Here is a 22,972-nt window from a genome sequence, read left to right on the forward strand (position 1 = left end):
CTATCATAAACATATGTATTCACTTATTTTAACTAAAATTTATTAACTAAATAGCTAAAAAATATAATAAAATAAACTAAATTTTACTTAAAAGCATTGTTTTTTTTGTTATAGCTGTGATATTTTAGTAGTAACAAATGACTCATGAATTTTTATGAGGGCGCTTACAACCGGTTTTGATCCTGAACAGGATTCAAAATAAAATCCTTGAGTAAAGGTGGTTAATTATTTATGTCTATGTTGAATAAGAACATCCTGCTGTTTCTATGTTTCATTCTGGCGATGGGAACTTTGGCTTTTTCTTCTCCACAAAAAGTCAGTGCGGCCAGTGGATTTTATGTAAGCGGTAACACGTTGTATGATGCGACCGACAAACCCTTTGTTATGCGAGGAGTTAATCATGCCCATTCATGGTATAAGGATCAGCTTTCAACTGCAATCCCAGCGATTGCTGCTACCGGAGCCAATACAGTAAGAATTGTCTTGTCTAATGGAAGCCAATATAGCAAGGATGATATAAATACAGTTAGCAACATCATCTCTTTGGCGGAGCAGAACAAATTGATTGCGGTGTTAGAGGTGCATGATACCACAGGAAAAGATGATCAGGGTTCACTAAATAATGCTGTCAATTACTGGATTAGTATAAAGGATGCACTCATTGGGCATGAGGATACCGTTATTATTAACATAGCCAATGAATGGTATGGAACATGGGATGGAAAGAGCTGGGCTAATGGGTATAAGCAGGTTATTCCTCAGCTTCGGAATGCAGGCTTGACCCATACATTCATGGTGGATTCAGCTGGTTGGGGGCAATATCCGAAATCTATCCATGATTATGGTATGGAGGTGTTTAACGCAGATCCATTGAAAAACACAATGTTTTCTATTCATATGTACGAATATGCCGGAGGGAATGCCAACACAGTTCAATCAAATATAAATGGCGTCATCAATCAAGGGTTAGCCTTAGTAATTGGCGAATTTGGTCATAAGCATACGGATGGAGATGTAGATGAAGCTACAATCTTGAATTACTCCAAGCAGAAAGGTGTGGGCTGGCTGGCTTGGTCGTGGAAAGGAAATTCATCGACGTGGGCTTATCTGGATTTGTCTAAAGATTGGGCGGGAACAAGTCTTACAGCTTGGGGAAATACGATTGTACACGGATCCAATGGCATAAAAGCAACTTCGGTCATCAGTGGTGTTTATGGCGGCGGAAGTCATGGTGGGGGATCTAATGGAGGATCTGAATCAGCAGCAACGCTTTATGATTTTGAAAGCGGTATCCAAAACTGGACAGGTACTAGTATTTCAGGTGGACCGTGGTCTGTTACCGAATGGGCTTCCAATGGAAGCCGTTCCCTGAAGGCAGGTGTGAATTTGGCTCCTAATTCGAAGCATAGTCTTCGCTTAACGCAGAGCCAAAATTTCAGCGGTAAGACAGCATTAAAAGCAACCGTAAAGCATGCGGGCTGGGGCAATATCGGCAGTGGGATCTATGCCAAAATTTATTTAAAATCAGGCTCAGGCTGGACTTGGTATGAGAGCAGCAGTGTTAAAATCAATGCGTCTTCCGGTACTACATTGTCTATATCGTTATCTTCTGTTCCCAATCTGAGTGAGGTTAAGGAGCTCGGCGTTGAGTTCACTTCTTCTAACAGCAGTGGTAATTCAGCATTATATGTAGACAATATTACAATAGAGTAACGAACACCGCATGTGTTTCATGAGGATGGAAGCTTCGCAGAATGGTAGGAACCGCCCCAAGTTAGTGAATCATATACAAATAGCTGAAGCCGCCCTAACGAGCCCGGGGCGGCTTCAGCTTTTTCAATATTCCGTAGGAATGGCGGATCATTTCAACTTACATCGGTCATAGCTGCTTGTGCTGCACAAAGACCTGAGCTCGATCATTTTCATATTACGTGACACCTCCTGAGGAATGGGCGCGGTTCCGGCGATAGAGTCCAGGAGGTAAGCCTTTGACCTCTTTAAACAAGCGAGTGAAGTGATGAATCGAGCTGAATCCGGTAATCTCAGCGACTTCCTGGACGGTTAGTAAAGAGGTCTTCAGTAAATGAGATGCGATACGAATTCTCTCCTCTCGGATGTATTGGGAGGGGGACCTATTCAGTTCGCTTGTGAACAAACGAATCAAATGCCGCTGTGATATATGCAAGTAAGCAGCGAGCTCCTTCGAGCGGATGCTCAGGGATATATTGTCCCGTATGTATAGCTTCGCCTGATGCAGCAGAAGAGAAGTTTCTTGCACAGCTGCAGAGACCGGAAGCTGCTTCCCCTGGTGATAAGGTGCGGCGCAGTGCTCCAGGAGGGCTGCCAGCAGCGAGTAGGACAGTGACGGAAGAATCTCCTCTGGCAGTGAGGTTTGAGGGGTGGCCATAGATGAGAGCAAGCACCACAATTTCCCCATCGCGATCTCGCGGGCATCTTTAAAGTAAACGTTGTCTGGGCTCATCAAGTATTGATTCAGCTGAGCAACATGCTCGGAGGCAGCAGGAGCTTCAAGCTCAAAGGCAACATAAATGAGCCCGATTCCGTGTTCTGAGTCCCCCTGGATTCTATGCCACATTCCGGGACGGGACAGAAACATAGAGCCTTCAGTCAGTGCAAAGCAGGTACCGTCATCATGATAGGTGCCTGAGCCGCTTGTGACGTAGCACAGTTCAAAATAGGCATGTTTATGTACAGGGTGGTCATCATGGAGCATGCTTCCCCAGTAATGGATGTTAAAGGAAACGGAGTTTCCGGTCAGTTGCTGCGAGTATGAGTTCAAATATCTTGAAAATTCCGGATCAACCATAGAATCAGACCTCCTTCTGCTGAAAAAAAGCAAGAATACGTCATCTGGGTTCAAAGATTTTCGCTAGTACCCATACTATACTGATCTTGTATTTGGAGTTCCACCATAAATTTCAGAAGGAGTGAGAAGCATGAACGTCACCGAATCCATCAAAGCCCAGTATGAACAGGAGGGCTACGTCAGACTGCCAAAGGTTCTGGATGATGAATTGATTCAAGAAGCGAAAGGCCATGTGGATTGGCTGATGAAAAAAAACCCCGGACTTCGTCCGGAGCAGCTGCATACGGACTTGATGAGAAATGACCCCTTCTGGATCCGTTTGGTGAGTGATGATCGATTGCTGAATATTGCAGAGCAGTTTATCGGGCCGGATATTGCGCTCTTTGCTTCACATTATATTTGTAAGCCGCCATTCGACGGGAAGGCCGTGCTCTGGCATCAGGATGGAGCATTCTGGCCGCTAGAGCCCATGAATGTCGTTACGCTTTGGTTGGCGATCGACGATTCGACACCTGAGAATGGGTGCTTAAGAGTAATCCCGGGCACGCATAAGCAGGATTTGAAGCAAATGAACAAACGGGATGATATTGCGAATGTGTTGGAATATGAGGTTGATCCGGCGTTTGTGGATGAATCCCAAGCTAAAGATATCGTTCTTCAAGCTGGAGGCGTATCCATCCACCATCCCAACATCATTCACGGGTCAGAGCCCAACCATTCGCCTCACCGCCGGTGTGGATTGACGATTCGGTATATTCCTGCCACTACCCGCATTACGGCAGAGCCTTGGCCAAGCGCTTTTCTATTGAGAGGAGAAGCGACTGCAGGCATTAACGAGTATTCATCCAAACCGAAATTCATACCTGGAGAGCACATGCCTTTTCAGGGATCGGAGAAGTGGATGTAATCTCGAGAGCATCAAGGATTACAAGCTAAGACTTACTTAACCGCCATTCTCTTGGCGTCACGCCTTTGTATTTTTTGAAGGCTGTTGCAAAATGCTGGCTGGTTTCGTAGCCGAGCTCCATGGCAATAGAGGTGACCGGTGTATCGGTATTCTCTAATCTTCGGCAAGCATGCTCCATTTTGGTTCGAATCACGAAGCTGGCTGGGGACTGCCCGTGAACAGAGCGAAACAATCGATAAAAATGAGATTCACTAACACCCACAGCGCGCGCTAACTGTGCATTGGTCCACCGCAGCCCCGGCTCTTTGTCAATATGATCAATCAGCGCGTGAATCGCCTGGACCATATCTTCAGATATAGAGCAGCTGACGGGCGGGTTCAACAGCAATAACAAAATATCTATCATATAACGCCGAGTCATTAAGGCGCCCATGGAAGTGGGAGACTCCAGAATTTTTCTAAGCTTACGGAATGTATTCCGGATTTGGGGATCCGATTCAATCGTTCGGGGTAATACAGCGAGCTGCTGAGAGATATGCGATATATCCTCGGGAGCTAATCCCAGCCAAGGGACATGAGGCTCCGGGTTACTGAAGATCATCCACCAAATGGTGCAGGGCTCTATGAAATTCATCATTCCTCGATGAAGCTCATTGGGACGTGTATGGAATAGCTGGCCGGCGTGAGTCGTATAGGCTTCTCCATTCACTTCCCAAGCCGCCTTGCCGCTTTCGACGTAAACGATTTCATAGCAATTGCCATGCTGATGGTCTCCCAAGCCATTTGCTTCCTGAAAGCGGTCGTATCCAAGCAGCAGAAGCTCAGGTACACCTGGATGGGTGTGAGCATTTTCATAAGTCCATCTTACGTTTTTTTTAGACATCCAATGAGCCCTCCTTTGTTCACATTTCCATGCTTGGCAGTCCTGCCTTTTCTTGTTTCTGATCCTATTTGATAAGATTTCAGAAGTCAATGGCTGTCTCTGTATGTTTACATGAACAGGTAGGCGAAATTAGATACAGAGGTGAATCAGAGTATGCGGATCGGAACAGAAACCAGAAAATATGAAGTCATATCTTCATGGGCTTGCCTGCCGGAGGGAATGTCTTTCGGCTATACGCATGGCATTGAAGTGGATTCAAATCAGAGGATTTATGTTTTCCATACCGGCAGTCCCTCCGTTGCGGTCTTCCACGAAAACGGAGAGTATATGACCTCTTGGGGAGAAGAGTTTCAGGGCGGAGCACATGGCTTTTACTTGCACCGCGATGAAGAAGGAGAGCATTTCTACGTTACGGATACCGAGCGGAATCTGGTAGCCAAGACAACGCTTGAAGGTGAAGTGCTGCTGCGGATCGGGACCCCCGACTTGCCGGAAATCTATGACGAGCAGCGGACGTTTATTCCGACGGATGTCGCCGTAGGACCAAACGGAGATATCTATATTGCTGACGGCTATGGACAAAGCTATGTTCATCACTATAACAAGGATGGAAAATACATACGATCTTGGGGAGGAACGGGATCTGAGATGGGTCAGCTTACATGCCCTCACGGTATTTCGGTAAATCTTCGCGGCGAAGAGCCAGAGCTATATGTAGCCGATCGCGGCAACAATCGGATTCAGGTGTTTACCATGGCTGGGGAACCTAAGCGCTTGATTACGGCGGAGATGAAGATGCCTTGCAGCTTTTATTTCTTTGAAGATGAGATCATCTTTCCAGACCTGTTGAGCCGCATTACGATATTGGACCGCAACGATGAGCTGATTGCTCACCTTGGTGATGATCCGGAAGCAAGCAAACAGCAGGGATGGCCGAATTTGCCCAAATCTTATTATCGTCCAGACCGATTCAGTTCACCTCATGGGGTATGCGCCGACCGGGAAGGAAATCTATATGTTGCAGAATGGATTGAAGATGGAAGAGTGACAAAGCTGGTAAGAAAGTCATAAGCAGAAGCTACGGAAGCGGCAAGTGAACGGAACGAAAGACTCAGGGCAGAGTCTTTCGTTCCGGCTTGCTGTGGTGGTGCAGCGATCAGGCTCCATATTAAGAAATGTAAGCGTTCTATAAAGATAGATGTAAGCGTTTTAAATATAGGAAGGAGGAAGAGGGTTTGAAAAAAGATGGATCATGGACGTCAAACCTGCCAACGCCTAACAACAGCTTCTCAGGTGTCAAAAAGAAACTGAAAAAAAATATGGGGCTCTACTGTATTATATTTCCCGCAGTCCTCTACTTTTTAATTTGGGCGTACTGGCCCATGTATGGTGTAATTATCGCCTTCAAGGATTTTTTACCCGGCATTGGGATCCTGGATAGTCCATGGGTGGGCTTTGCTCATTTCGAACGCTTCTTTAACTCGTTTTACTTTGAACGACTCCTGCGCAACACCGTTGCCATCAGTTTGTACACCATTATTATCGGTATTCCGCTGCCGATCATTCTGGCACTAATGTTCAACGAGATCCGAAGTAAAAGGCTCAGAACCTTTACCCAGACCATTTCATATGCGCCTCATTTTATTTCCGTAGTGGTTGTAGTGGGTATGATCCTGTTCTTTCTCTCCTCTTCGAACGGGTTGATAAATAATTTAATTGAAATGTTCGGCGGTGAGAAAAAGAATTTCTTGGCAGACCCTGCGAGCTTCTGGCACATCTTTGTCTGGTCTGGCGTTTGGCAGAGCATCGGGTGGTCGTCTCTGATTTACACGGCAGCTATGGCTGGCATCTCGCCCGAACAATATGAAGCCGCTTACATCGATGGAGCAGGCAAGCTGCAGCGCATTTGGCATGTGACCCTACCGGGAATCATTCCGACGATTATTATCCTTTCCATCCTGAGCGTGGGCGGCATCATGAGCGTTGGGCATGAAAAAATATTGCTCCTTCAAAATGGATTAAATCAAGAGACTTCTGAAGTGATATCCACCTATGTTTATAAATCCGGGATTTTAAATGCACAATACAGCTTCTCGGCTGCCATCGGGCTGTTCAACAACGTGATTAACTTTTCGATCCTGCTGGTCGTCAACTCCATTGCCAGAAAGGTGAGTGAAACAAGCCTTTGGTAAGCGGCACGACTCTACACCTCATGGAAAGGTCTGAATCATACGAAGGACGGGAGGAAGAGGGATGATTACGAACATTAAAAGAACAACGACAGAAAAGATAATAGATGCAGCAAACGTCACGCTCGTGCTCATGTTTACGGCCATCATTTTATATCCGCTAATTTTCGTGCTGTTCGCCTCTATGAGCGATCCGCGGCAATTGTTCCAAGCACAGCTGCTGCTGTATCCCAAGGGCTTCAACATTGAAAGCTATTTGAAAGTGTTTGAGAACAAGGATATATGGAACGCCTATGGGAACACCCTGCTATATACCTTTCTAGGCACTTTTATCAATATTGTAATGACGACGCTAGGTGCCTATCCATTATCCCGAAAATCCTTTTACGGAAAAGGCTTTTTTACCTTTATCTTCACCTTTACGATGTTTTTTAGCGGCGGATTGATCCCTAGTTACCTGGTTAACAAGCAGCTGGGCATTGTCAATACCATCTGGGTGCTTGTTCTGCCGGGAGCCATCAGCGTATTTAATTTGATCATTATGAGAACGTATTTTCAGATGAGAATTCCGCCGGAGCTGGAGGACAGCGCCCATGTCGATGGCTGCAACGATTTCCGTTTGCTGTATAAAATCGTGCTGCCCCTGTCCACACCGATTATTGCGGTCATGGTTTTGTTCTATGGTGTAGGGCACTGGAACTCCTATTTCGAAGCCATGATCTATCTATCCGATCGTGACTTGTTCCCGCTGCAGCTTATCTTAAGAGAAATTCTGATTCAGAACGAGATGAATGAAATGCTTGCCGTTGTTGTGGATGAGCAGTATGCCCAGCGATTGATGGCCAAGGAAGGGTTGAAATACGCGGTAGTCGTGGTCTCTACTTTTCCACTGCTCATCATTTATCCGCTTCTTTCAAAGTTTTTTGAAAAAGGAATTTTGGTAGGAGCGATCAAGGGATGATCTTGCTAAAAGATGAATGCTGTAATTCTCATCTTTTATGGAGATAAAAACATGTTAGCAAAGGGGAGATTTGTAATGAGAAAGCCAAAAACCTTTATGATGACAGTAACCCTGGTAGTGTCGGTATTTCTTTCCGGCTGCAGTGAACCGAAACCGAAGGAGGCAAGCGGCAGCAAAGATGCTTCTGCAGATGGAATCTCCCTTCAATTTGCGAGAATGGGCTACAACGATGTCAGACCGGCCTCTAAGGATCTATGGATGTGGAAGAAATACGAGGAGATGACGGGCGTCCATATCGACTGGGAAGAAATTCCGGGAGCCAGTTTAGGAGAACGGAAAAACATCATCATGGCTTCCAATGATCTGCCGGATGCTTTCTACCAGATTGGCTTCTCCCATGGGGAGATTTCAAAGTACGGAAAGCAGGGCCTGTTTCTGCCGCTGGATGAGCTCATCGAGGAGCATGCCCCTAATCTAAGCAATTTATTCAAGACCGACCCGAGTATCAAGCAGGCGTTAACGATGCCGGATGGACGTATTTATTCATTGCCGTATGTGGATGAATCCATTCCGTATTCCTCACTGCGGCTGTACATCAACGAGAAATGGCTGGATCAATTGGGGCTGTCCGTGCCCAAGACTACAGAGGAGCTCTATACCACGCTGAAGGCATTTAAAGAACAGGATGCCAACGGGAATGGAGATCCGAACGATGAGCACGGCTGGTATATGCCTGCCGGAAGCGTCGGTTGGACACTGGAGAGACAGCTTTATGGAAGCTTTGGTATGGGGAACGGCGGCTTGAAAGCATCCGAGAATTGGATTTACAAGGATTCAGACGGTCAATTAAAGCTCATATTCAATGATGAGAAATTTCGAGACGTCTGGAAATATCTGAACCGTCTGTACGCTGAAGAGCTGCTTCATCCTGAAACATTTACAGGGGTTGAGTATGCCCAATGGGTGGCAGATGGCGCGAATGATCTGGTAGGCGGCTTCTCCTGGGTTGTTCCCGACTATATTGGTGACAAGGTGCGCGACCATTACTCCGGCATTAACGCATTGGAAGGTCCAGGCGGCGATAAAGTGATGAACTGGCTTGATCATCCGGTCCGCGGGATGTCCTCCTTTATTATTACCAATGTGAATAAGCATCCGGAAGAAACGATCAAATGGGTCGATTACTTCTATGGAGAAGAGGGCTCCACATTCGGTACGCTCGGCCTGGAGGGAGAAACCTACACAATGGTCGATGGCAAGCCGCAATATATTGACGAGATTCGTAACTATGAAGGGGGCATGCAGCTGGGAGCGTTTCAATATGTGGACAACGTCTACGGTGGCTTTTATCCATATCTTGAACCGCCGGTAGAGCTGCGAACCGCTGTAAAAGGAACGACTGTGGATCAGGAAATCAATGCAGATCTTGCGGAGCTTGAGAAGTTCAAGCCGGAAGAGATCTGGCCGAACTTCGCGCCAACCGATGCCGAAACCTCGGAGATCGATCCGATTATGACCGACATTAATAGTTATATTGAAGAGATGCGCGTCAAGTTTATAACAGGCACCCTAAGTCTGGATGCAGATTGGGACAACTATGTGAAAACACTGGACCAAATGGGTGCGCAGCGTTACCTGGAGATAAAGCGAGCTCAATATGAGCGATACCAGGCGACGAAATAGCCTTAAATCATATAAGACCCTGATCCTCCTTCTACCAAGGATCAGGGTCTGTATTGTTCAGTCCTACATTAAAAAGGTGCCGATCACAATAGACACACCGATAATAATAGAGCGCAGAAGGGTTGCGAGAGCGGTATTGCCCTTCTCGATCTCTTCACACACTTTGAAATTCGGCGTAATCCAGTCAAAGATCAGATAGACCAGGCAGAGCACAGCAATACCGACAACGGACCAGATGATCATCTGCAGCCAGTCATGTGAGCTGTAGGACACCATCGCGACGATGATGCACAGACCCAGCAGCTTGCCGCCCATATAGATGCCGGCTGCCTGATTCCCTGCTGCAATCTGCTTGCGGTCGTCAAAGCGTGTCAGGGTGCTGAATACGAAATAGCCCGCTGCAAGCACGATCAGGATAATGCACAGCCCGATGAGCACGTTCAAGCCATCCAGTAAAAAATGATCCAAGTGATAACCTCCTCTTCCATAAAATCATAGTAAGTGTTAAGTCGGGTGAATCGCAGCAGGACAGTAATAAGCACCGTCTCCGGTAATCTTGTCACCGATGCGGGATAATAATCCTCCGAAGGTGCCGGAGATGATGAACACACCCGTTAACAAATAACCATTGAAGCTTCCCGACTCTGTTTCTACAGAGGCAGCAGGCATACCCCAGTACTGCTGATAGATCTTGGGCTGATTCTCGTAATAAGCCAGCACTTCAGGAGCTTCTGATTCCTCGGTTTCCTCTTCCTCCAGCGCCGTCTTGACATTTCTGCCGGCGTAAGTGAGAGGCTGCTGTCGATCCTCGCAAGACATAATCGCGGTGCCTTTGCCTTCCCGTCCCCAATAGCTCTTGGCGACATAATCGGTCCCGGATTGCAAGAAGGGCTGGGGCGTGAAGTAGCAGGGGAGACAATAGGCTTCAATCGCGGCAAGCTCCTGATCGGTGAAAAGCGTAAATCCGCAATATTCCGCGGTCTGTAAATTTCGTTCATACAGGGACCACACCGTAGCCAGAAAGCCCTTGCTCTGCAGGACGAGATGCGGTGCGGCATTCAGCATACAGAGCTTGTTCTGCTGCACCAGTCGGAGCAAAGCTTCTCCGACAGGAACCCCGTTATCTTCATCGCGGTCATGCACAAGATATTCTAATGGATACAGGCGATACCACATTTCAATGCGCTGTCCCTTATGGTACAAGCCGTGATCCGGGATAATTTCCAGCTCCTCAAGAGGGGCATAAAGCACGGGAATGCCGGCCCCTTCCAGCAAGCTCATCAAATACAGCGTATTGTGCCGGTCCTCCTCATGCCAGTCATAGCAGCTAAACGCTACAGGACCTTGAAAGCCAGCATGAATACCATGTGTCGCAAAGGCACACAGCTCTTCCTTCAGCAGCTGCGCAAGGTGCTCAGAGGGACCCTTGAAATCGGTAAAATGGTGCAGTACATGTCTCTCCAGGAAAGCTGATTCCGGAATCCCGGTAGGCGTATCTGCATTCATCTCAATCAGCTTCGGTCCTGCTTCTCCCAGAATCCAGTCCTGCCGCGTAATGCCGTTTGTTGGCGCAGGCTGTCTGGCCAATGGCAGGACAGCAGGCGGGATGCCCAATTGTTCGATGAAATAGTGATCCGGTAAATATTGCTGGGCAAACGAAAGTGCTTTGCGAAAGATCTGGTCCATGATCTGAGAGGCCTCGTTAAGAACCTCTATTTCTTCAGGGCTATATATAGCGACAGAAGGAAGGCAGTAGGCTTTACCGTACATCCGGTGATAAGGGACCGTGTCAGAGGAAGCATAGCCATAGACCTCTTGCTGGGATGCAGGCAGTGGAAAGATGTGGCGCCCGGTATTCATCAATGGAGCTACCCTCCTGAACGGACGCCGCTGGAGCCTCCGCTGCCAAAGCCTTTGGAGCTGCCAGAGGAGCGAATAGCCTCGCTCTGCGTACGCGTCAGCGGTTTGCCTGAGCCGTAATAGACTCCGGAGCCGCCATTATAGTAGTAATAGCCGCCAGAGGAGTCATATTCGCAGTATTCCAGATTGGGATCGCAGTCATCATAGGAAGTAGACTGTCCGCAGCCGCTTAAAGAGGCTGGGACGGTCAGCATCAACGCAAACGCAGCCAGCCGTGCTTTGGATCCGGGAGTCGTCTGACGGATCTGAGATTCAGCCGAAGGCTGTGGCAGATCGGAGCGATGCTTCTTATTGTTCATGGCTTTCTGCCTCCTTCATGAACAGCAGCACCACGTCCTTACGAGGAACATAGATGCTGTACAGTATTTCATACGTCAAGCCGCCGAATACCAGATCATGATTTAACAGACTTGCGGCGGCATCCTTATGAAATGTCGGCGTGGGAAATCGAGCCTGGGGTTCCTGAAAGGCCTCTTTGTCCCAGATGAAGTAGAATAGGCGCCCTGAAGAGAAGTGGGTCCCCCGATGAAGAAAGAGGGTCAGGCTGTCTTCAATGGAAGAGCCGTACTCTTCCGGTGCGGCTTCGCTGTATGGCACTACATAGATAAGCTCACCCTCCCGGTCGTCCTGTTCATGGGATAAATGCACGAAGAGCTTGTCCTCCAGCATGGTGCTGTCCACCAGCTTCCGAATAAACAGCTCATCCTGTGATATAGAGCCTGTATGAAGTGCTTCCCGTGCCTCTGCCGACTTCTCCTCATTCCAATGTATATACTTGATTACATAATAAATAACAGCTACCTTCCTTTCTTCGGCGGACTGAGAAGCTCATAAGTAGGGGGATCACAGATGACAAAGAGCTTCGGATCGGGACCGATAGGTTCATCTAGCTTGCGGTTAATGCTTAAATCCCCGCCGTCTGCAACTAGCGTCGCACCCTGAGCAAGCAGCGCGTTAAACGCATCTCTGTACGTGGTCCATTCCGGTCGGCACGCTACCGGGAACAGGTCATCTCCGAAGCTGCGGCTGAGCAGCTGTGTATAGATTTCGGTGCTGCCTTCATGTAGTGCGGAGCGCACGGCAAGGCGGGATACCGCATCATGCGAAAGGACGAAATCGTTCACGTTGGCATGCCTGAAGCTATGGATATGCTTTTCCAGCATAATCTCCACCGTGGTATGCACTGCAGGAGCGAGCCGTTCAATGCTTGCCGCAATGAGCAGGGATTTGCCGTCCGTCAGGGCCGCATCATCAATTCGGACATCGCCGAACACAATGGCCGAGCGGGCCGAGGTAATGCCTGCCTGGTTGAGCGTTTGCTCCGACGAAGGATCTCCACTCACAAAATGGATCCGGGGATGCTCCAGCGGCGTTCTAGCAATGTCATCAATGAGAACAATATCGCTTCCGTCCGGGTAGCTAAGCAGCTCGTCAACGGCGGCCTGCGCTTTTTTGTTCCAATGAATAATAATGATGTGCTTCTGTCCAGGGTAGTCCACTTTACCGGTCATTCTCCTTTCCTTGGCGACGATAAACAAATCAATAATTTTGCCGATGACAAGCGTGATCAAGCCAATGCCGAATAAGTACAGAAACATGGCAAATATTTTGCCCGGCACGGTGGTAGGGTAATAATCGCCGTAGCCGACCGTGGTCAGCGTCGTCATAACATACCAGAGGGCATTGAAATAATGTTCAAATGTTGTCGGCTCCAGCAGCAGCATAATCCAGGAGCAGATTCCGATAAAGAAGCTGGCAAAAATCATAATAAAAGAGGTCGGCAGCCGAAACAGCTGGTGCGAAAGCCGCCTCAGGAGCAGGATCAATGGAGATCACCATCCTTTTGCAGATGCTTATTCTTCATGCTTCAAGGGCGAGGAGCCCATCTCTGTCAGGAATGCAGCCAGATCGATCAGAGGCACCGGCTTGCTGAAGAAATATCCCTGCACAAGCACGCATGTCTTCTCCCGTACGATTTGGAACTGCTCTGCGGTTTCTACACCTTCCGCGCAGCATTCCAGCTTGAGACCCCGGGCGAGACTGAGTATAGTTTCAAAAATAGCCAGGTTCGCCGGGCTTAACGTCATATCCTGCACAAACGCCCGGTCAATCTTGATCATGTGCAGCGGCAGGGACTTGACCAGAGACAGAGAAGAATTTCCCGTCCCGAAATCGTCCAGGGCAATCTGCACGCCAAGCCGGATCAGTGCGTTAAGCTGGCGGATGCTCAGCTCCAGATTGCGGATCGCTACACTCTCTGTAATTTCCAAGCAGAGGAGCTGCGGCGGAAGCCCTGTCTCGTTCAGAATGCGTTCCACCTGGCTCACAAAATGCATGTTCGTAAACTGGTCAGCGCTAATATTGACCGAGACAATCATCGGCTCGTAGCCTTCATCCAGGAGCAGCTTGTTATCTAGACAAGCCTTTGTAAGCACCCACTCGCTGATCGGCAGAATGAGTCCTGTTTCCTCAGCGAGCGGAATGAATTTCATCGGAGAAATCATGCCGAGCTGCGGAGAGAACCAGCGGATCAGCGCCTCCATGCCGACGATTTTGTCACTTTCCGTATCGTATTGGGGCTGATAATAAAGCTGGAATTCGCCATTGTCCAGCGCACTCCGCAGATGGTTCTCCAAGGTCAGCCGCTCCAGCGAGACGGTGCTCATCCGGGGATGGTAGGTTTGCAGCTGGTTTTTGCCGTTCTCCTTGGCGTGATACATCGCGAGATCCGCATTCTTGATCAGCGTTTCCTGATCTCGGCCGTGCTCCGGGTAGAGGCTGATACCGATGGAGGGCGTAACAAATACGAAATGGCCGTCAATCTGGTATTGGGCATTCATAGAGCGGACAATTCCGTCCGCCAGCTCCGCGGCCTGATCCCCATGCTCCAGCTGTCCGGTCAGAATAATAAACTCATCCCCGCCAAGCCGGGCCACCACATCGCCGGGATGAATATTGTCCTGCAGCTGCTTGGCTACCTGCTGCAATAGCTTATCTCCGACGGAGTGGCCCAGGCTGTCATTAATATTCTTGAAGCGGTCGAGGTCCAGCAGCATAACAGCAAAGCGTCCCCCGGCCAGAGCATGCTCTGTAATCTGCTCCGAGATATGCCTGCGATTGGGTAGATCTGTAAGCGCATCATGATAGGCAAGGTAGCGGATTCGCTCCTCGGAGCGTTTGCGCTCCGTAATATCTACAATGGAGCCAATCATTCTTACGGCGGAGCCGAACGGATCACGTACGGCTTCTCCGGCTGCTGAGACCCAGGCATATTTGCCATCTGCTTTACGAAGCCGCAGGTCAATCTGAAAAGGCACATGCTGCCGCAGATGCAGCCGTACCGCTTTGAACAGTGCCTGCTGATCATCCTGATGAACACGCTCGAAAAACTCCCGGCGATGCATATGAATACCGGTATCCCCCAAAATCCTAAGGATTTTCTTGTTCCAGCTTAACATATTACTCTTCAGGTCCCACTCAAAAATGCCATCATTCGTGATCGAGGTTACGATCTCGATGCGCTTCTCCCGCTCCTTCGCTTCCTCATACATCGCCTCGCGCTCCAGTGTGTAAGCGACCAGATCCAGGCTGTGAGTCATTGTATCTGCCTTGTAATTGCTCGTCCGGTTCTTGTCATCAATACGGCCGATCAGCAGCATATATCCCCACTCCCGGCCCTCGGTGCGGATCGTATGGACCGACAGCGCTTCCCCTTTTTCAATGAATGCATGAATTTCGGCAGGAGGGAAGAGGCCTTCATCAAACACATCTCCGGTCTTCAAGGTACAGCCGGTCTTTTTCTTGGAGTAGATACTGTCAATCATGAGCGTGCGGGTGCCATTCCACAAAGCGAGACAGGCCCAGGTGTAGTCGGTAAATGTGAGCCAGGACAAGTCCCGGATTTTACTGCCGTCCGTTTTGACCATTTCATGGGCAATGTGGTGGTTGCGCTGAATAACCTTGGATAAATAATCAATGGTCACCTGAGCGTTCTTAGGAGGGCTTTCTACACTTGGCACATCAGCCTGGACAGGAGTGCAGCCGCAGGATTGCCGAATGACGAGCGTTGTGGCCTCGCGGTAGAGCTGCTTTACCTGCGGTTTCCCTTCCTGGATTTTGCGAAGCAGCAGCTCGGCCATATGCAATCCCCGCCCAAAGAGCGGCTGCTCTACGGTCGTTAGTGCATGCTGCCGTGCAATATCCATATTATCGAAGCCGATGACGGCAATTTGTTCCGGGACAGACAGGCCCCATTCTTCAAAAGAATCCAGCAGACCGATAGCGAGTGTATCTGTAAAAGCTGCCACAGCAGTGAAGGGAAAGCCAAGCTCCTTCATACGCTGTGCGGCCGCTGCCCCGTCCGCTTCCCATACGTCATTCATATCAAAAACAAGGTCTCTGTCTATAGGGATGTGATGGTCGTGCAGCGCTTTCAAATATCCCTCATATCGCAGCAGGCATTCCGGGTTACGGCTCGTGTACACACAGGCAATCCGGCGATGTCCATGCTGCAGAAGATGAAGCGTGGCATCATAGCCCCCTTGTTCATTATCAACGGAGAAAATGCCGGCTTGACGAAAGCCGCCTTGATAAGGGCTGCACAGAATAGGCTTGTCGGAATCCTCAAGCCGCTGGATATACTGCGGATCACTTACGGCATTTAACAGCACAAGCCAGCCGTCAATCTCGTCCATGCCTAGAAACCGCTGATAGGTGACTCTCGACATTTGAGCATCCATGGTTTGAAAGAGAACCAGGTGCGCTCCGTGCGCTTCAGCAGCATGATGAATCCCCTGTATAATTCCATTGAAGTAAAAGCCGTCGAGCAGGGGGGTCAATACCCCGAGGGTTTGTTGTTTCATATCATTGCACCAGCCTAGTAGTTATATATGTGATAGCCGCTTTATACTATTCGATTTACCATATCCTGCTTCCTGCCTGGGACTACACAATTTCCATGTCCATAACTCAAAAAAAGAACCCGCACCCCCCGCTTGGCGGCACAAGTTCTTCGGATTTAAAAGCGTAAGATAAACCATTTATCCATTCAGTACGAAAACAAACATACTGAGAATGGTGAACAATACAACGCCATTAATAATGGAGCCGACTACGGCAATAGCTCGTTTGCTGTTCTTGTTCATGCTGCCGATGATGCCAAGAATCAAGCCAGCAAGATTTAGCACCACAATAACAATAAATACGGCGGCGAGGACAGACAAGTTCTCCAAGGCTTCCTGCGGAGGGATAATCGTGCCATCCGGCGTTATATAAGGCTCAATCATGGATGTGCCCAGCGAGGCAAGAATGATATAGCCCAGCATGGTTATCACAGCAATTGATAATGAGAATATCCCTGATTTCGAGGTTTTACGATCCTCAGGCGGGATAAAGAGCTGCTTCGGCTTGGATGGGGGGGACGGGTTGGACATGATACTCGCTTCTCTCCTTTATGGACCATTCTCTATCTAAGATTTCATATTTTGTCGTCGAAATCAAGTGCTGGCTTATCTAGATACATGAAATCATGGCTCCTTGGCTTTGAAAACATGTTCGTGATCCGTTAAACTAAGAATTTAGAAGGATTACGATGAATAGAGGAGTGGATCGGCTTGCAGTGGGCTGGAAAATGGGTTGCCTGGGGCGCGGTAATCATGGCGCTTTCCGTTGGAATTGGAGCATTCGGAGCGCATATGCTGGAGGACGTGATCAGCAGCGATGCGCTGACGGTGTATGAGACCGGAGTGCAATATCATATGATTCATGGGCTGGCTGTCATTCTCGCCGGCATTTGCGGAGGCTGGCTTGGGGAATCCAAGAAATTACGTTTAGCTGGCTTGTTGTTTATAGCGGGGGTTATTATTTTCTCCGGAAGCTTGTATGTACTGGCGTTAAGCGGCGAGAAATGGCTCGGCGCCATTACCCCGATCGGTGGAGTGTCCTTTATCGCTGGCTGGCTCTTGCTTGCCGCAGGAGCGCTGGAAGGAGCTAGAAAAGGCTCGCGTTAGTGACACCATAAAGCGGCTGTCCTCTTAGAGGGACAGCCGCTTTATTATACCCTGGCCCGGATTACCCAGCCCGAAATTCATCAATTTCATTGACGTTGAATGTGTACACCTGCTTCTCATCTACATGATAAACCGTGACCAGCTGCTTGCTCTCATCAAAGTTCAAGATACGGCAGGGCAGGCTGAATTGCTTCCCCTGGCGGTTCGTTGTCATTCTGACCAGGCGGTTGTCCTTTGCATAATCGGTAATCCACTTATAGGGATTGGAATCCACAGCGGCTGATGCTCCCTTGGGATCCCCTTTAGGAGGCTGAACGGGCTTGGACCCCGCCGCGGCATCCAATGTAACGGCAGAAGGGGCGGGCGGTGCTAGGCGCTGTGCAGCCTCTGAAGACTTTGGGCTCGCCGCTGCCTTAGGCTCCGAGCCGGATACAGCGGCTTCAGCAGCCTTGCCATGGGCTTTAGAGATGAAGGCCTTCTTCTTGCTCTGGAGGAGCTGGTCAATAATTTCACCGAGCTCGATGCCTGATTTGATACGGAAATCGATAATTTGCTCATCCTGGTTCAGGGTCTGCAGCAGCTGCTGCAGAGCAAAAGCGTTGGAGGGGCTTTTGACCAGAATATCGACATTGAATAAGAACCCTGTGTCATCGTGTGGGGGAGGCTTCTTCATAAGTTTATCATTCACCAGCTTTCAAGATGATCCTGCATAACATGTACTTTACGAAAAGATATATACCCGCTGGCTGCAAGATACAAACTGCATTCAAAAGCCGTGCTGAGGCAAATCTAACATTTCGTTTCTATAGAATACTATATCATAACTGACTTAATTTCATAGTCTTATTGTCATAAATCGTCAGGTAAAAATACATAAACGCTTTATCCCAAACAATGACGTTTGCACCACTTAATATGAGTCTGAATACACATGTGATAGACATTTTTGGGAGGTGAGAAGGATGGTGACGTTACTTCCTGTACAGATCGAAGGTCATACTGTAATGGCGGTAGAGGTGAAGCTGCCGAAGACGAATCTGGTCGCCTTATACACGGACCGGGGCTACATTATGTGTGGTGCTCTCGATGTCGGCCTGCTGAACGAGAAGCTTGCCGAGCGTGGCATTCTGGCAGGCAGAGCTGTAGGGGTAAGATCTGTCAGTGACCTGCTGGAAGCGCCGCTGGAGTCCGTGACGATCGAAGCGGAGAAGCAAGGCATTCACGCCGGAATGAAGGGCAGAGATGCGCTCCTGCGTATGATTTAAGGAAGCTGCAGAGACATTTGGTCAAACAAAAACAGGTGCTCTCTTAGAAGAACCAAGCTTCCAGGAGCACCTGTCTGTATAAGTAGCCTAATCGTTATCGGCAAACAAATCCTTGAGGCTCTCGTCGTAAGGAGCCTGAACGATTCCCTTCTCGGTAATGATTGCCGTTACATATTCATTCGGCGTTACATCAAAGGCCGGGTTGAATACCTTTACACCCTGAGGTGCGGTACGCTTGCCGAAGCCTTCCGTAATTTCTTCGGCTGCACGTTCCTCAATCGGAATATCCTGGCCTGTTGGCGTGCTGAGGTCAATCGTGGACAACGGTGAGGCTACGTAAAATGGAATGCCGTGAGCTTTGGCCAGCACAGCCACACCATAGGTTCCAATCTTGTTCGCAACGTCTCCGTTGGCCGCAATGCGGTCTGTACCCACGATGACCGCCTGAACCCATCCCTTGGACATGACCATGGCCGCCATGTTGTCCGCAAGAAGGGTTACATCGATCCCGGCTTGCTGCAGCTCGAATGCGGTCAGGCGTGCTCCCTGCAGCACAGGACGGGTTTCATCGGCAAATACCTTGAAAGAAATCCCGTTCTCATGAGCCAGGTACATCGGCGCGAGAGCCGTGCCGTATTTGGCGGTTGCAAGTCCGCCGGCATTACAGTGAGTCAGAATTCCCATACCGTCCTGAATGAGCGGCAATGCATGTTCCCCGATCCGGCGGCATACCTCTTCATCCTCCGCACGAATGGCATCGGCCTCTGCCAGCAGCTGCTCGTTCAGCGCTGCAATGGAGGAGGCGGTGTTGGCCAGCTGCCCGGCCTTCTCCTTCATCCGGTCCAAAGCCCAGAATAAATTGACGGCGGTAGGGCGGGAGGTTGCAAGGTAAGCACATGCCTTGCGGGTGACCTCCAGCCACTCTACCGGCAATGCCCCTGAATAGGCACGGGCGGCAAGCACAACACCATACGCGGCAGCGATGCCAATCGCCGGAGCGCCGCGTACCTTCATGGAGTGAATGCCTTCCCAGACCTCCTCCGCTGTATATAATTTCAGAAATACAATTTCCTCAGGCAAAAGGCGCTGGTCCAGCATCAGCAGGTGATCGCTGCCCCATGACAGGGAGCTTAGCGGTGATGATGCATTGAAGTCTTGATCTGTGCCTGTACTCATATGGACACCTCAATCTCGTTAATGGCTTGGGTAATGACTTCCATAACATGCTCTATGCTTGATACGCTGCGGTTGTGGCGGACCAGAGCCTTGCCTATAGCCAGGGCCTTACGCTGTGCAGCTTCGCGCAATGCATCATCCGGGATACCGTCAATGTCGGCAACATGAGACAAGCCTACGATGCGGCGAATCATCTTGCAGCCCGCAAAGCCGGCCGTGTCTTTTAGAATTTGTGAAATATAATGATCCTGATAGCCCGGCGTACGTGCCATCTCATCCTGCAGGTCTCTGTTCCACAATGCGCGGAATCGGGATTCGAACTGGTTCCAGACGGCAGGCACCATGTCCAAGAGACGCTGCTCACGCTGGGCTAGCTCCTCCGTCTTGCTCCAGCCCGGCTGGGCAGCATAATTGAGCAGCAGATTGGCCAGCACGGCACCGATATCAAACCCCATAGGTCCGTAGTAAGCGAATTCCGGATCAATGACCATTGTAGATTCAGGGGTTACGAAAATACTTCCCGTATGCAAATCGCCATGCAGCAGCGCTTGTGAACGGGTCAGGAACTTGTCCCGCAGCAGCGCAACCTCAAAATGAAGCGGAAGGTCGCTGCGAAGCGCAGCCGCTTCATCAGCGATAGCCTCAGCATAATTGTTATTTGGAGAATCCCGGTACGGGTCCTCAAAGATCAGGTCCTCGGTAATTTTGCACAGATCAGGGTTCACAAATTGGCCGGCAAGCACCTTCTTCTCCTGCTGGTTCATTCCAAGATCGGAGGTATAGAACAGTGTGTTCGCAATAAACTCTCCGATGTGTTCCGGAAAGTTAGGATAGACCCCGCCTTCAATCAGGCCTTTTCTCATAATCGTGTAGCTGCTTAGATCCTCCATGACGGTATAGGCCATTTCGTCACAGTAAGCATACACCTCCGGAACGAGACTTGGGCAATATTGATGCTGAATCTGCAGCGCCTGACGCTCAATGCGGGCACGGTCGAGAGACAGCGGCCATGATTCCCCGACCACCTTTGCATAAGGAACCGCTTGTTTGATAATGATACTTTTGTCAGATGAAGTATCTGTAACGTGGAACACAAGATTTAAATTTCCGTCTCCGATTTCACGGCAGGACAGGTCGGCACCTTCTGAGAAATGCCCCGGGATGGTTCGGGCCAGCTCGATGGCCTCTTCGACAGAAAGCGGATGATATGTGGACATGATGCCACCTCCATATATATTGAAAGGATTAAACCAACCATCTTAGTAGGTAAAGCAAGTATACCTTTAAATGATCACTTTTTGTACCCTTTTTTGTCGCCGGGCAAAAAGGTCTGCAGTCGTGATTCGCACAGCGGCACGTAGGGTAAACTAGGACTAGACCCCGGAAGCAGGGGAGCCGTAAGGTAAAGCTTTGTCAGGCCCGGATGCAGCCAGGCTTAAGCCATAACTGCTGCATTAAGGTATGCAATCATGCGAGATACTATATTTTTGTAAAGGAAGGGATTAACCATGGGTAAAGCACAATCCAGTAAATCAACTCCGAAAACACAAAATAAAGGCGTAGAGCAAATGCTCAACCAGCAGGTAGCAAACCTGAATGTTCTGTATGTGAAGATCCACAACTATCACTGGTATGTGACAGGGGAGCAATTCTTCTCTCTCCACGTAAAATTTGAGGAGCTATATAATGAAGTAACCTTGAAAATGGACGAGATTGCAGAGCGCCTGCTCGCGATCAAGGGCCGTCCGCTGGCGACCATGAGAGAGTATCTGGATGCCGCCACCGTGCAGGAAGCATCCGGCAATGAGGATACACGCGGTATGGTACAGCAGCTGGTTGAAGATATGGCTACGCTGTGTGAAGAATTCCAGGAAGGAATTGAAATGGCCGAAGAGGCAGAGGATGCGCCGACCGCAGACATGCTGACCGGATTCAAGGCAGACTTCGAGAAGCATATGTGGATGCTCCGCTCTTTCTTGGGCTAAGTCCACTCAGGCTGAAAGGATCTGATAGGAAACGCCGTTCTGTACCGCTTTCGGTGAAGCCGACGATGCAGGATGCTGCAGCAGAACCAACAGCCAATAAATGCAAATTTATGATCAACAGGCTTGGCCGGAAATCAACGGCCAAGCCTGTTTTGATAAAGCCTGAGAGGGCGGGAATGAGCTTCTTTCCCGGGAGGCTTGGTTGAAAAGAGTGACGATTTATTATAAAATGTCTTGAGAATCAGTGAGAATCAGTTTAGAATGATTATAAACAAGTAATGATTCTTAGTTTTCCGATGGTATCAGGAGAATGCTCCTGTGATCATAGGTTTCACTATAACATATAGTCGGAGGGAATATCTTATGTCCACGAAGTTCGTCATCGAAGGCTTGAAGGCTACAATTGAAGGTAAGGAAATTCTGAAAGGAATTAATCTCGAAATGAACGGCGGCGAGGTACACGCCATTATGGGTCCGAACGGAACAGGTAAAAGTACACTGGCATCCGCATTGATGGGTCACCCGAAATATGAAGTAACCGACGGAAGCGTAACTCTCAATGGTGAGGATCTATTGGATATGGAAGTGGATGAGCGCGCTTTGGCAGGCTTGTTCCTGGCTATGCAGTACCCGAGTGAGATTGCGGGCGTTACGAATTCGGACTTTCTGCGCAGTGCCATTAATGCACGCCGCGGTGAAGGCAACGAGATTTCATTGATCAAGTTCATTCGTCAAATGGAAGGCAAGATGAAGGAGCTTGAAATGAATCCTGAATTCGCCCACCGTTACCTGAACGAAGGCTTCTCCGGCGGTGAGAAGAAGCGGAACGAAATTTTGCAAATGATGCTGCTGGATCCGAAAATTGTTGTTCTGGACGAAATTGACTCCGGTCTTGACATTGACGCTCTGCGGATCGTAGCGAACGGTGTGAACGCGATGAAATCGGAAGAGCGCGGCTTCCTTATTATTACCCACTATCAGCGCCTGTTGAATTACATCACTCCGGATTATGTACACGTGATGATGCAGGGCCGTATTGTGAAGTCCGGCGGACCTGAGCTTGCACAGCGTCTGGAAGCAGAAGGCTATGACTGGATCAAGGAAGAGCTGGGTATTACCGATGAAACTGTAGGTCAAGAAGCGTAATTGACGAGAGGAGAGAAGATCA

22 protein-coding genes are annotated in these 22,972 nt (G+C 49.1%); 10 read left to right on the plus strand and 12 right to left on the minus strand.

Features of this window, described 5'->3' with window-relative positions; genetic code table 11:
• The first annotated feature begins 231 nt into the window (after nucleotides 1-231).
• Nucleotides 232-1,713 carry a glycoside hydrolase family 5 protein gene (locus tag JJQ72_RS00300; RefSeq protein WP_208202369.1) on the plus strand — a complete coding sequence of 494 codons (1,482 nt, stop codon included), beginning with the start codon at nucleotides 232-234 and terminating at the stop codon, nucleotides 1,711-1,713.
• A 214-nt stretch (nucleotides 1,714-1,927) separates the two neighbouring features.
• On the opposite strand, the gene JJQ72_RS00305 is transcribed toward JJQ72_RS00300, so the two are convergent.
• On the minus strand, nucleotides 1,928-2,827 hold the full coding sequence (locus JJQ72_RS00305) for an AraC family transcriptional regulator (RefSeq protein WP_208202370.1): 900 nt from the start codon (nucleotides 2,825-2,827) through the stop codon (nucleotides 1,928-1,930).
• 130 nt (nucleotides 2,828-2,957) lie between these two features.
• Here JJQ72_RS00305 and JJQ72_RS00310 point away from each other — a divergent pair, with 130 nt between their 5' ends.
• Nucleotides 2,958-3,734, plus strand: coding sequence for a phytanoyl-CoA dioxygenase family protein (locus JJQ72_RS00310; RefSeq protein WP_208202371.1), 777 nt, complete (start codon nucleotides 2,958-2,960; stop codon nucleotides 3,732-3,734).
• A 25-nt stretch (nucleotides 3,735-3,759) separates the two neighbouring features.
• Here JJQ72_RS00310 and JJQ72_RS00315 read toward each other — a convergent pair whose 3' ends face one another.
• Complete coding sequence (locus JJQ72_RS00315) at nucleotides 3,760-4,617, minus strand: AraC family transcriptional regulator (protein ID WP_208202372.1); 858 nt, start codon at nucleotides 4,615-4,617, stop codon at nucleotides 3,760-3,762.
• A gap of 153 nt (nucleotides 4,618-4,770) precedes the next feature.
• Between JJQ72_RS00315 and JJQ72_RS00320 the strand changes: the two genes are divergently transcribed.
• The 4 genes from JJQ72_RS00320 (at nucleotide 4,771) to JJQ72_RS00335 (ending at nucleotide 9,450) form a co-directional block, all read left to right on the plus strand.
• A complete protein-coding gene (locus JJQ72_RS00320; RefSeq protein ID WP_208202373.1) occupies nucleotides 4,771-5,688 on the plus strand; it encodes an NHL repeat-containing protein in 918 nt (305 codons plus the stop codon).
• A gap of 248 nt (nucleotides 5,689-5,936) precedes the next feature.
• Nucleotides 5,937-6,809, plus strand: coding sequence for an ABC transporter permease (locus JJQ72_RS00325; protein WP_208202620.1), 873 nt, complete (start codon nucleotides 5,937-5,939; stop codon nucleotides 6,807-6,809).
• A 61-nt stretch (nucleotides 6,810-6,870) separates the two neighbouring features.
• Complete coding sequence (locus JJQ72_RS00330) at nucleotides 6,871-7,767, plus strand: carbohydrate ABC transporter permease (protein WP_138226470.1); 897 nt, start codon at nucleotides 6,871-6,873, stop codon at nucleotides 7,765-7,767.
• Nucleotides 7,768-7,842: 75 nt separating this feature from the next.
• On the plus strand, nucleotides 7,843-9,450 hold the full coding sequence (locus JJQ72_RS00335; RefSeq protein WP_208202374.1) for an extracellular solute-binding protein: 1,608 nt from the start codon (nucleotides 7,843-7,845) through the stop codon (nucleotides 9,448-9,450).
• A gap of 63 nt (nucleotides 9,451-9,513) precedes the next feature.
• On the opposite strand, the gene JJQ72_RS00340 is transcribed toward JJQ72_RS00335, so the two are convergent.
• From JJQ72_RS00340 to JJQ72_RS00370, 7 genes are all read right to left on the minus strand, one after another.
• A complete protein-coding gene (locus tag JJQ72_RS00340; protein WP_208202375.1) occupies nucleotides 9,514-9,918 on the minus strand; it encodes a DUF350 domain-containing protein in 405 nt (134 codons plus the stop codon).
• 36 nt (nucleotides 9,919-9,954) lie between these two features.
• Nucleotides 9,955-11,310 (minus strand): glutathionylspermidine synthase family protein, encoded by a 1,356-nt coding sequence (locus tag JJQ72_RS00345; protein ID WP_208202621.1) that lies wholly within the window; start codon nucleotides 11,308-11,310, stop codon nucleotides 9,955-9,957.
• 8 nt (nucleotides 11,311-11,318) lie between these two features.
• Nucleotides 11,319-11,669 carry a hypothetical protein gene (locus tag JJQ72_RS00350; RefSeq protein WP_208202376.1) on the minus strand — a complete coding sequence of 117 codons (351 nt, stop codon included), beginning with the start codon at nucleotides 11,667-11,669 and terminating at the stop codon, nucleotides 11,319-11,321.
• Complete coding sequence (locus JJQ72_RS00355; RefSeq protein ID WP_208202377.1) at nucleotides 11,659-12,039, minus strand: hypothetical protein; 381 nt, start codon at nucleotides 12,037-12,039, stop codon at nucleotides 11,659-11,661. The genes JJQ72_RS00350 and JJQ72_RS00355 overlap by 11 nt, the downstream gene beginning before the upstream one ends.
• Nucleotides 12,040-12,167: 128 nt before the next feature.
• Entirely contained in the window at nucleotides 12,168-13,196 is a 1,029-nt protein-coding gene (locus JJQ72_RS00360) for a potassium channel family protein (protein WP_243895779.1), read from the minus strand.
• A 27-nt stretch (nucleotides 13,197-13,223) separates the two neighbouring features.
• Entirely contained in the window at nucleotides 13,224-16,232 is a 3,009-nt protein-coding gene (locus tag JJQ72_RS00365) for an EAL domain-containing protein (RefSeq protein WP_208202378.1), read from the minus strand.
• 177 nt (nucleotides 16,233-16,409) lie between these two features.
• Entirely contained in the window at nucleotides 16,410-16,802 is a 393-nt protein-coding gene (locus JJQ72_RS00370; RefSeq protein ID WP_208202379.1) for a hypothetical protein, read from the minus strand.
• Between the two features lie 222 nt (nucleotides 16,803-17,024).
• Between JJQ72_RS00370 and JJQ72_RS00375 the strand changes: the two genes are divergently transcribed.
• Complete coding sequence (locus JJQ72_RS00375; protein WP_208202623.1) at nucleotides 17,025-17,378, plus strand: DUF423 domain-containing protein; 354 nt, start codon at nucleotides 17,025-17,027, stop codon at nucleotides 17,376-17,378.
• A gap of 61 nt (nucleotides 17,379-17,439) precedes the next feature.
• On the opposite strand, the gene JJQ72_RS00380 is transcribed toward JJQ72_RS00375, so the two are convergent.
• Nucleotides 17,440-18,051 carry a hypothetical protein gene (locus JJQ72_RS00380; protein WP_208202380.1) on the minus strand — a complete coding sequence of 204 codons (612 nt, stop codon included), beginning with the start codon at nucleotides 18,049-18,051 and terminating at the stop codon, nucleotides 17,440-17,442.
• A 289-nt stretch (nucleotides 18,052-18,340) separates the two neighbouring features.
• Here JJQ72_RS00380 and JJQ72_RS00385 point away from each other — a divergent pair, with 289 nt between their 5' ends.
• Nucleotides 18,341-18,643 carry a YunC family protein gene (locus JJQ72_RS00385; RefSeq protein ID WP_208202381.1) on the plus strand — a complete coding sequence of 101 codons (303 nt, stop codon included), beginning with the start codon at nucleotides 18,341-18,343 and terminating at the stop codon, nucleotides 18,641-18,643.
• An 87-nt stretch (nucleotides 18,644-18,730) separates the two neighbouring features.
• Here JJQ72_RS00385 and mtnA read toward each other — a convergent pair whose 3' ends face one another.
• Together mtnA and mtnK are read right to left on the minus strand one after the other, a co-directional pair.
• A complete protein-coding gene (gene mtnA, locus JJQ72_RS00390) occupies nucleotides 18,731-19,819 on the minus strand; it encodes an S-methyl-5-thioribose-1-phosphate isomerase (protein ID WP_208202382.1) in 1,089 nt (362 codons plus the stop codon).
• Nucleotides 19,816-21,036, minus strand: coding sequence for an S-methyl-5-thioribose kinase (gene mtnK, locus JJQ72_RS00395; protein ID WP_208202383.1), 1,221 nt, complete (start codon nucleotides 21,034-21,036; stop codon nucleotides 19,816-19,818). The genes mtnA and mtnK overlap by 4 nt, the downstream gene beginning before the upstream one ends.
• Nucleotides 21,037-21,327: 291 nt before the next feature.
• Between mtnK and JJQ72_RS00400 the strand changes: the two genes are divergently transcribed.
• Nucleotides 21,328-21,804, plus strand: coding sequence for a Dps family protein (locus tag JJQ72_RS00400; protein WP_138226459.1), 477 nt, complete (start codon nucleotides 21,328-21,330; stop codon nucleotides 21,802-21,804).
• Nucleotides 21,805-22,167: 363 nt separating this feature from the next.
• Nucleotides 22,168-22,950 (plus strand): Fe-S cluster assembly ATPase SufC, encoded by a 783-nt coding sequence (gene sufC, locus JJQ72_RS00405; protein WP_138226458.1) that lies wholly within the window; start codon nucleotides 22,168-22,170, stop codon nucleotides 22,948-22,950.
• Nucleotides 22,951-22,972 lie beyond the last annotated feature (22 nt).

The organism is Paenibacillus sp. F411 (genome assembly GCF_017582705.1).
In the GTDB taxonomy this organism is placed as follows: domain Bacteria; phylum Bacillota; class Bacilli; order Paenibacillales; family Paenibacillaceae; genus Paenibacillus_AQ; species Paenibacillus_AQ algicola.

Excerpts from the sequence above, each read along its gene's own strand:
- JJQ72_RS00300 (WP_208202369.1), top strand. The coding sequence starts at position 232 with ATGTCTATGTTGAATAAGAACATCCTGCTGTTTCTATGTTTCATTCTG.
- JJQ72_RS00305 (WP_208202370.1), bottom strand. The coding sequence starts at position 2,827 with ATGGTTGATCCGGAATTTTCAAGATATTTGAACTCATACTCGCAGCAA.
- JJQ72_RS00310 (WP_208202371.1), top strand. The coding sequence starts at position 2,958 with ATGAACGTCACCGAATCCATCAAAGCCCAGTATGAACAGGAGGGCTAC.
- JJQ72_RS00315 (WP_208202372.1), bottom strand. The coding sequence starts at position 4,617 with ATGTCTAAAAAAAACGTAAGATGGACTTATGAAAATGCTCACACCCAT.
- JJQ72_RS00320 (WP_208202373.1), top strand. The coding sequence starts at position 4,771 with ATGCGGATCGGAACAGAAACCAGAAAATATGAAGTCATATCTTCATGG.
- JJQ72_RS00325 (WP_208202620.1), top strand. The coding sequence starts at position 5,937 with ATGGGGCTCTACTGTATTATATTTCCCGCAGTCCTCTACTTTTTAATT.
- JJQ72_RS00330 (WP_138226470.1), top strand. The coding sequence starts at position 6,871 with ATGATTACGAACATTAAAAGAACAACGACAGAAAAGATAATAGATGCA.
- JJQ72_RS00335 (WP_208202374.1), top strand. The coding sequence starts at position 7,843 with ATGAGAAAGCCAAAAACCTTTATGATGACAGTAACCCTGGTAGTGTCG.
- JJQ72_RS00345 (WP_208202621.1), bottom strand. The coding sequence starts at position 11,310 with ATGAATACCGGGCGCCACATCTTTCCACTGCCTGCATCCCAGCAAGAG.
- JJQ72_RS00350 (WP_208202376.1), bottom strand. The coding sequence starts at position 11,669 with ATGAACAATAAGAAGCATCGCTCCGATCTGCCACAGCCTTCGGCTGAA.
- JJQ72_RS00355 (WP_208202377.1), bottom strand. The coding sequence starts at position 12,039 with ATGCTGGAGGACAAGCTCTTCGTGCATTTATCCCATGAACAGGACGAC.
- JJQ72_RS00365 (WP_208202378.1), bottom strand. The coding sequence starts at position 16,232 with ATGAAACAACAAACCCTCGGGGTATTGACCCCCCTGCTCGACGGCTTT.
- JJQ72_RS00370 (WP_208202379.1), bottom strand. The coding sequence starts at position 16,802 with ATGTCCAACCCGTCCCCCCCATCCAAGCCGAAGCAGCTCTTTATCCCG.
- JJQ72_RS00375 (WP_208202623.1), top strand. The coding sequence starts at position 17,025 with ATGGCGCTTTCCGTTGGAATTGGAGCATTCGGAGCGCATATGCTGGAG.
- JJQ72_RS00380 (WP_208202380.1), bottom strand. The coding sequence starts at position 18,051 with ATGAAGAAGCCTCCCCCACACGATGACACAGGGTTCTTATTCAATGTC.
- JJQ72_RS00385 (WP_208202381.1), top strand. The coding sequence starts at position 18,341 with ATGGTGACGTTACTTCCTGTACAGATCGAAGGTCATACTGTAATGGCG.
- mtnA (WP_208202382.1), bottom strand. The coding sequence starts at position 19,819 with ATGAGTACAGGCACAGATCAAGACTTCAATGCATCATCACCGCTAAGC.
- mtnK (WP_208202383.1), bottom strand. The coding sequence starts at position 21,036 with ATGTCCACATATCATCCGCTTTCTGTCGAAGAGGCCATCGAGCTGGCC.
- JJQ72_RS00400 (WP_138226459.1), top strand. The coding sequence starts at position 21,328 with ATGGGTAAAGCACAATCCAGTAAATCAACTCCGAAAACACAAAATAAA.
- sufC (WP_138226458.1), top strand. The coding sequence starts at position 22,168 with ATGTCCACGAAGTTCGTCATCGAAGGCTTGAAGGCTACAATTGAAGGT.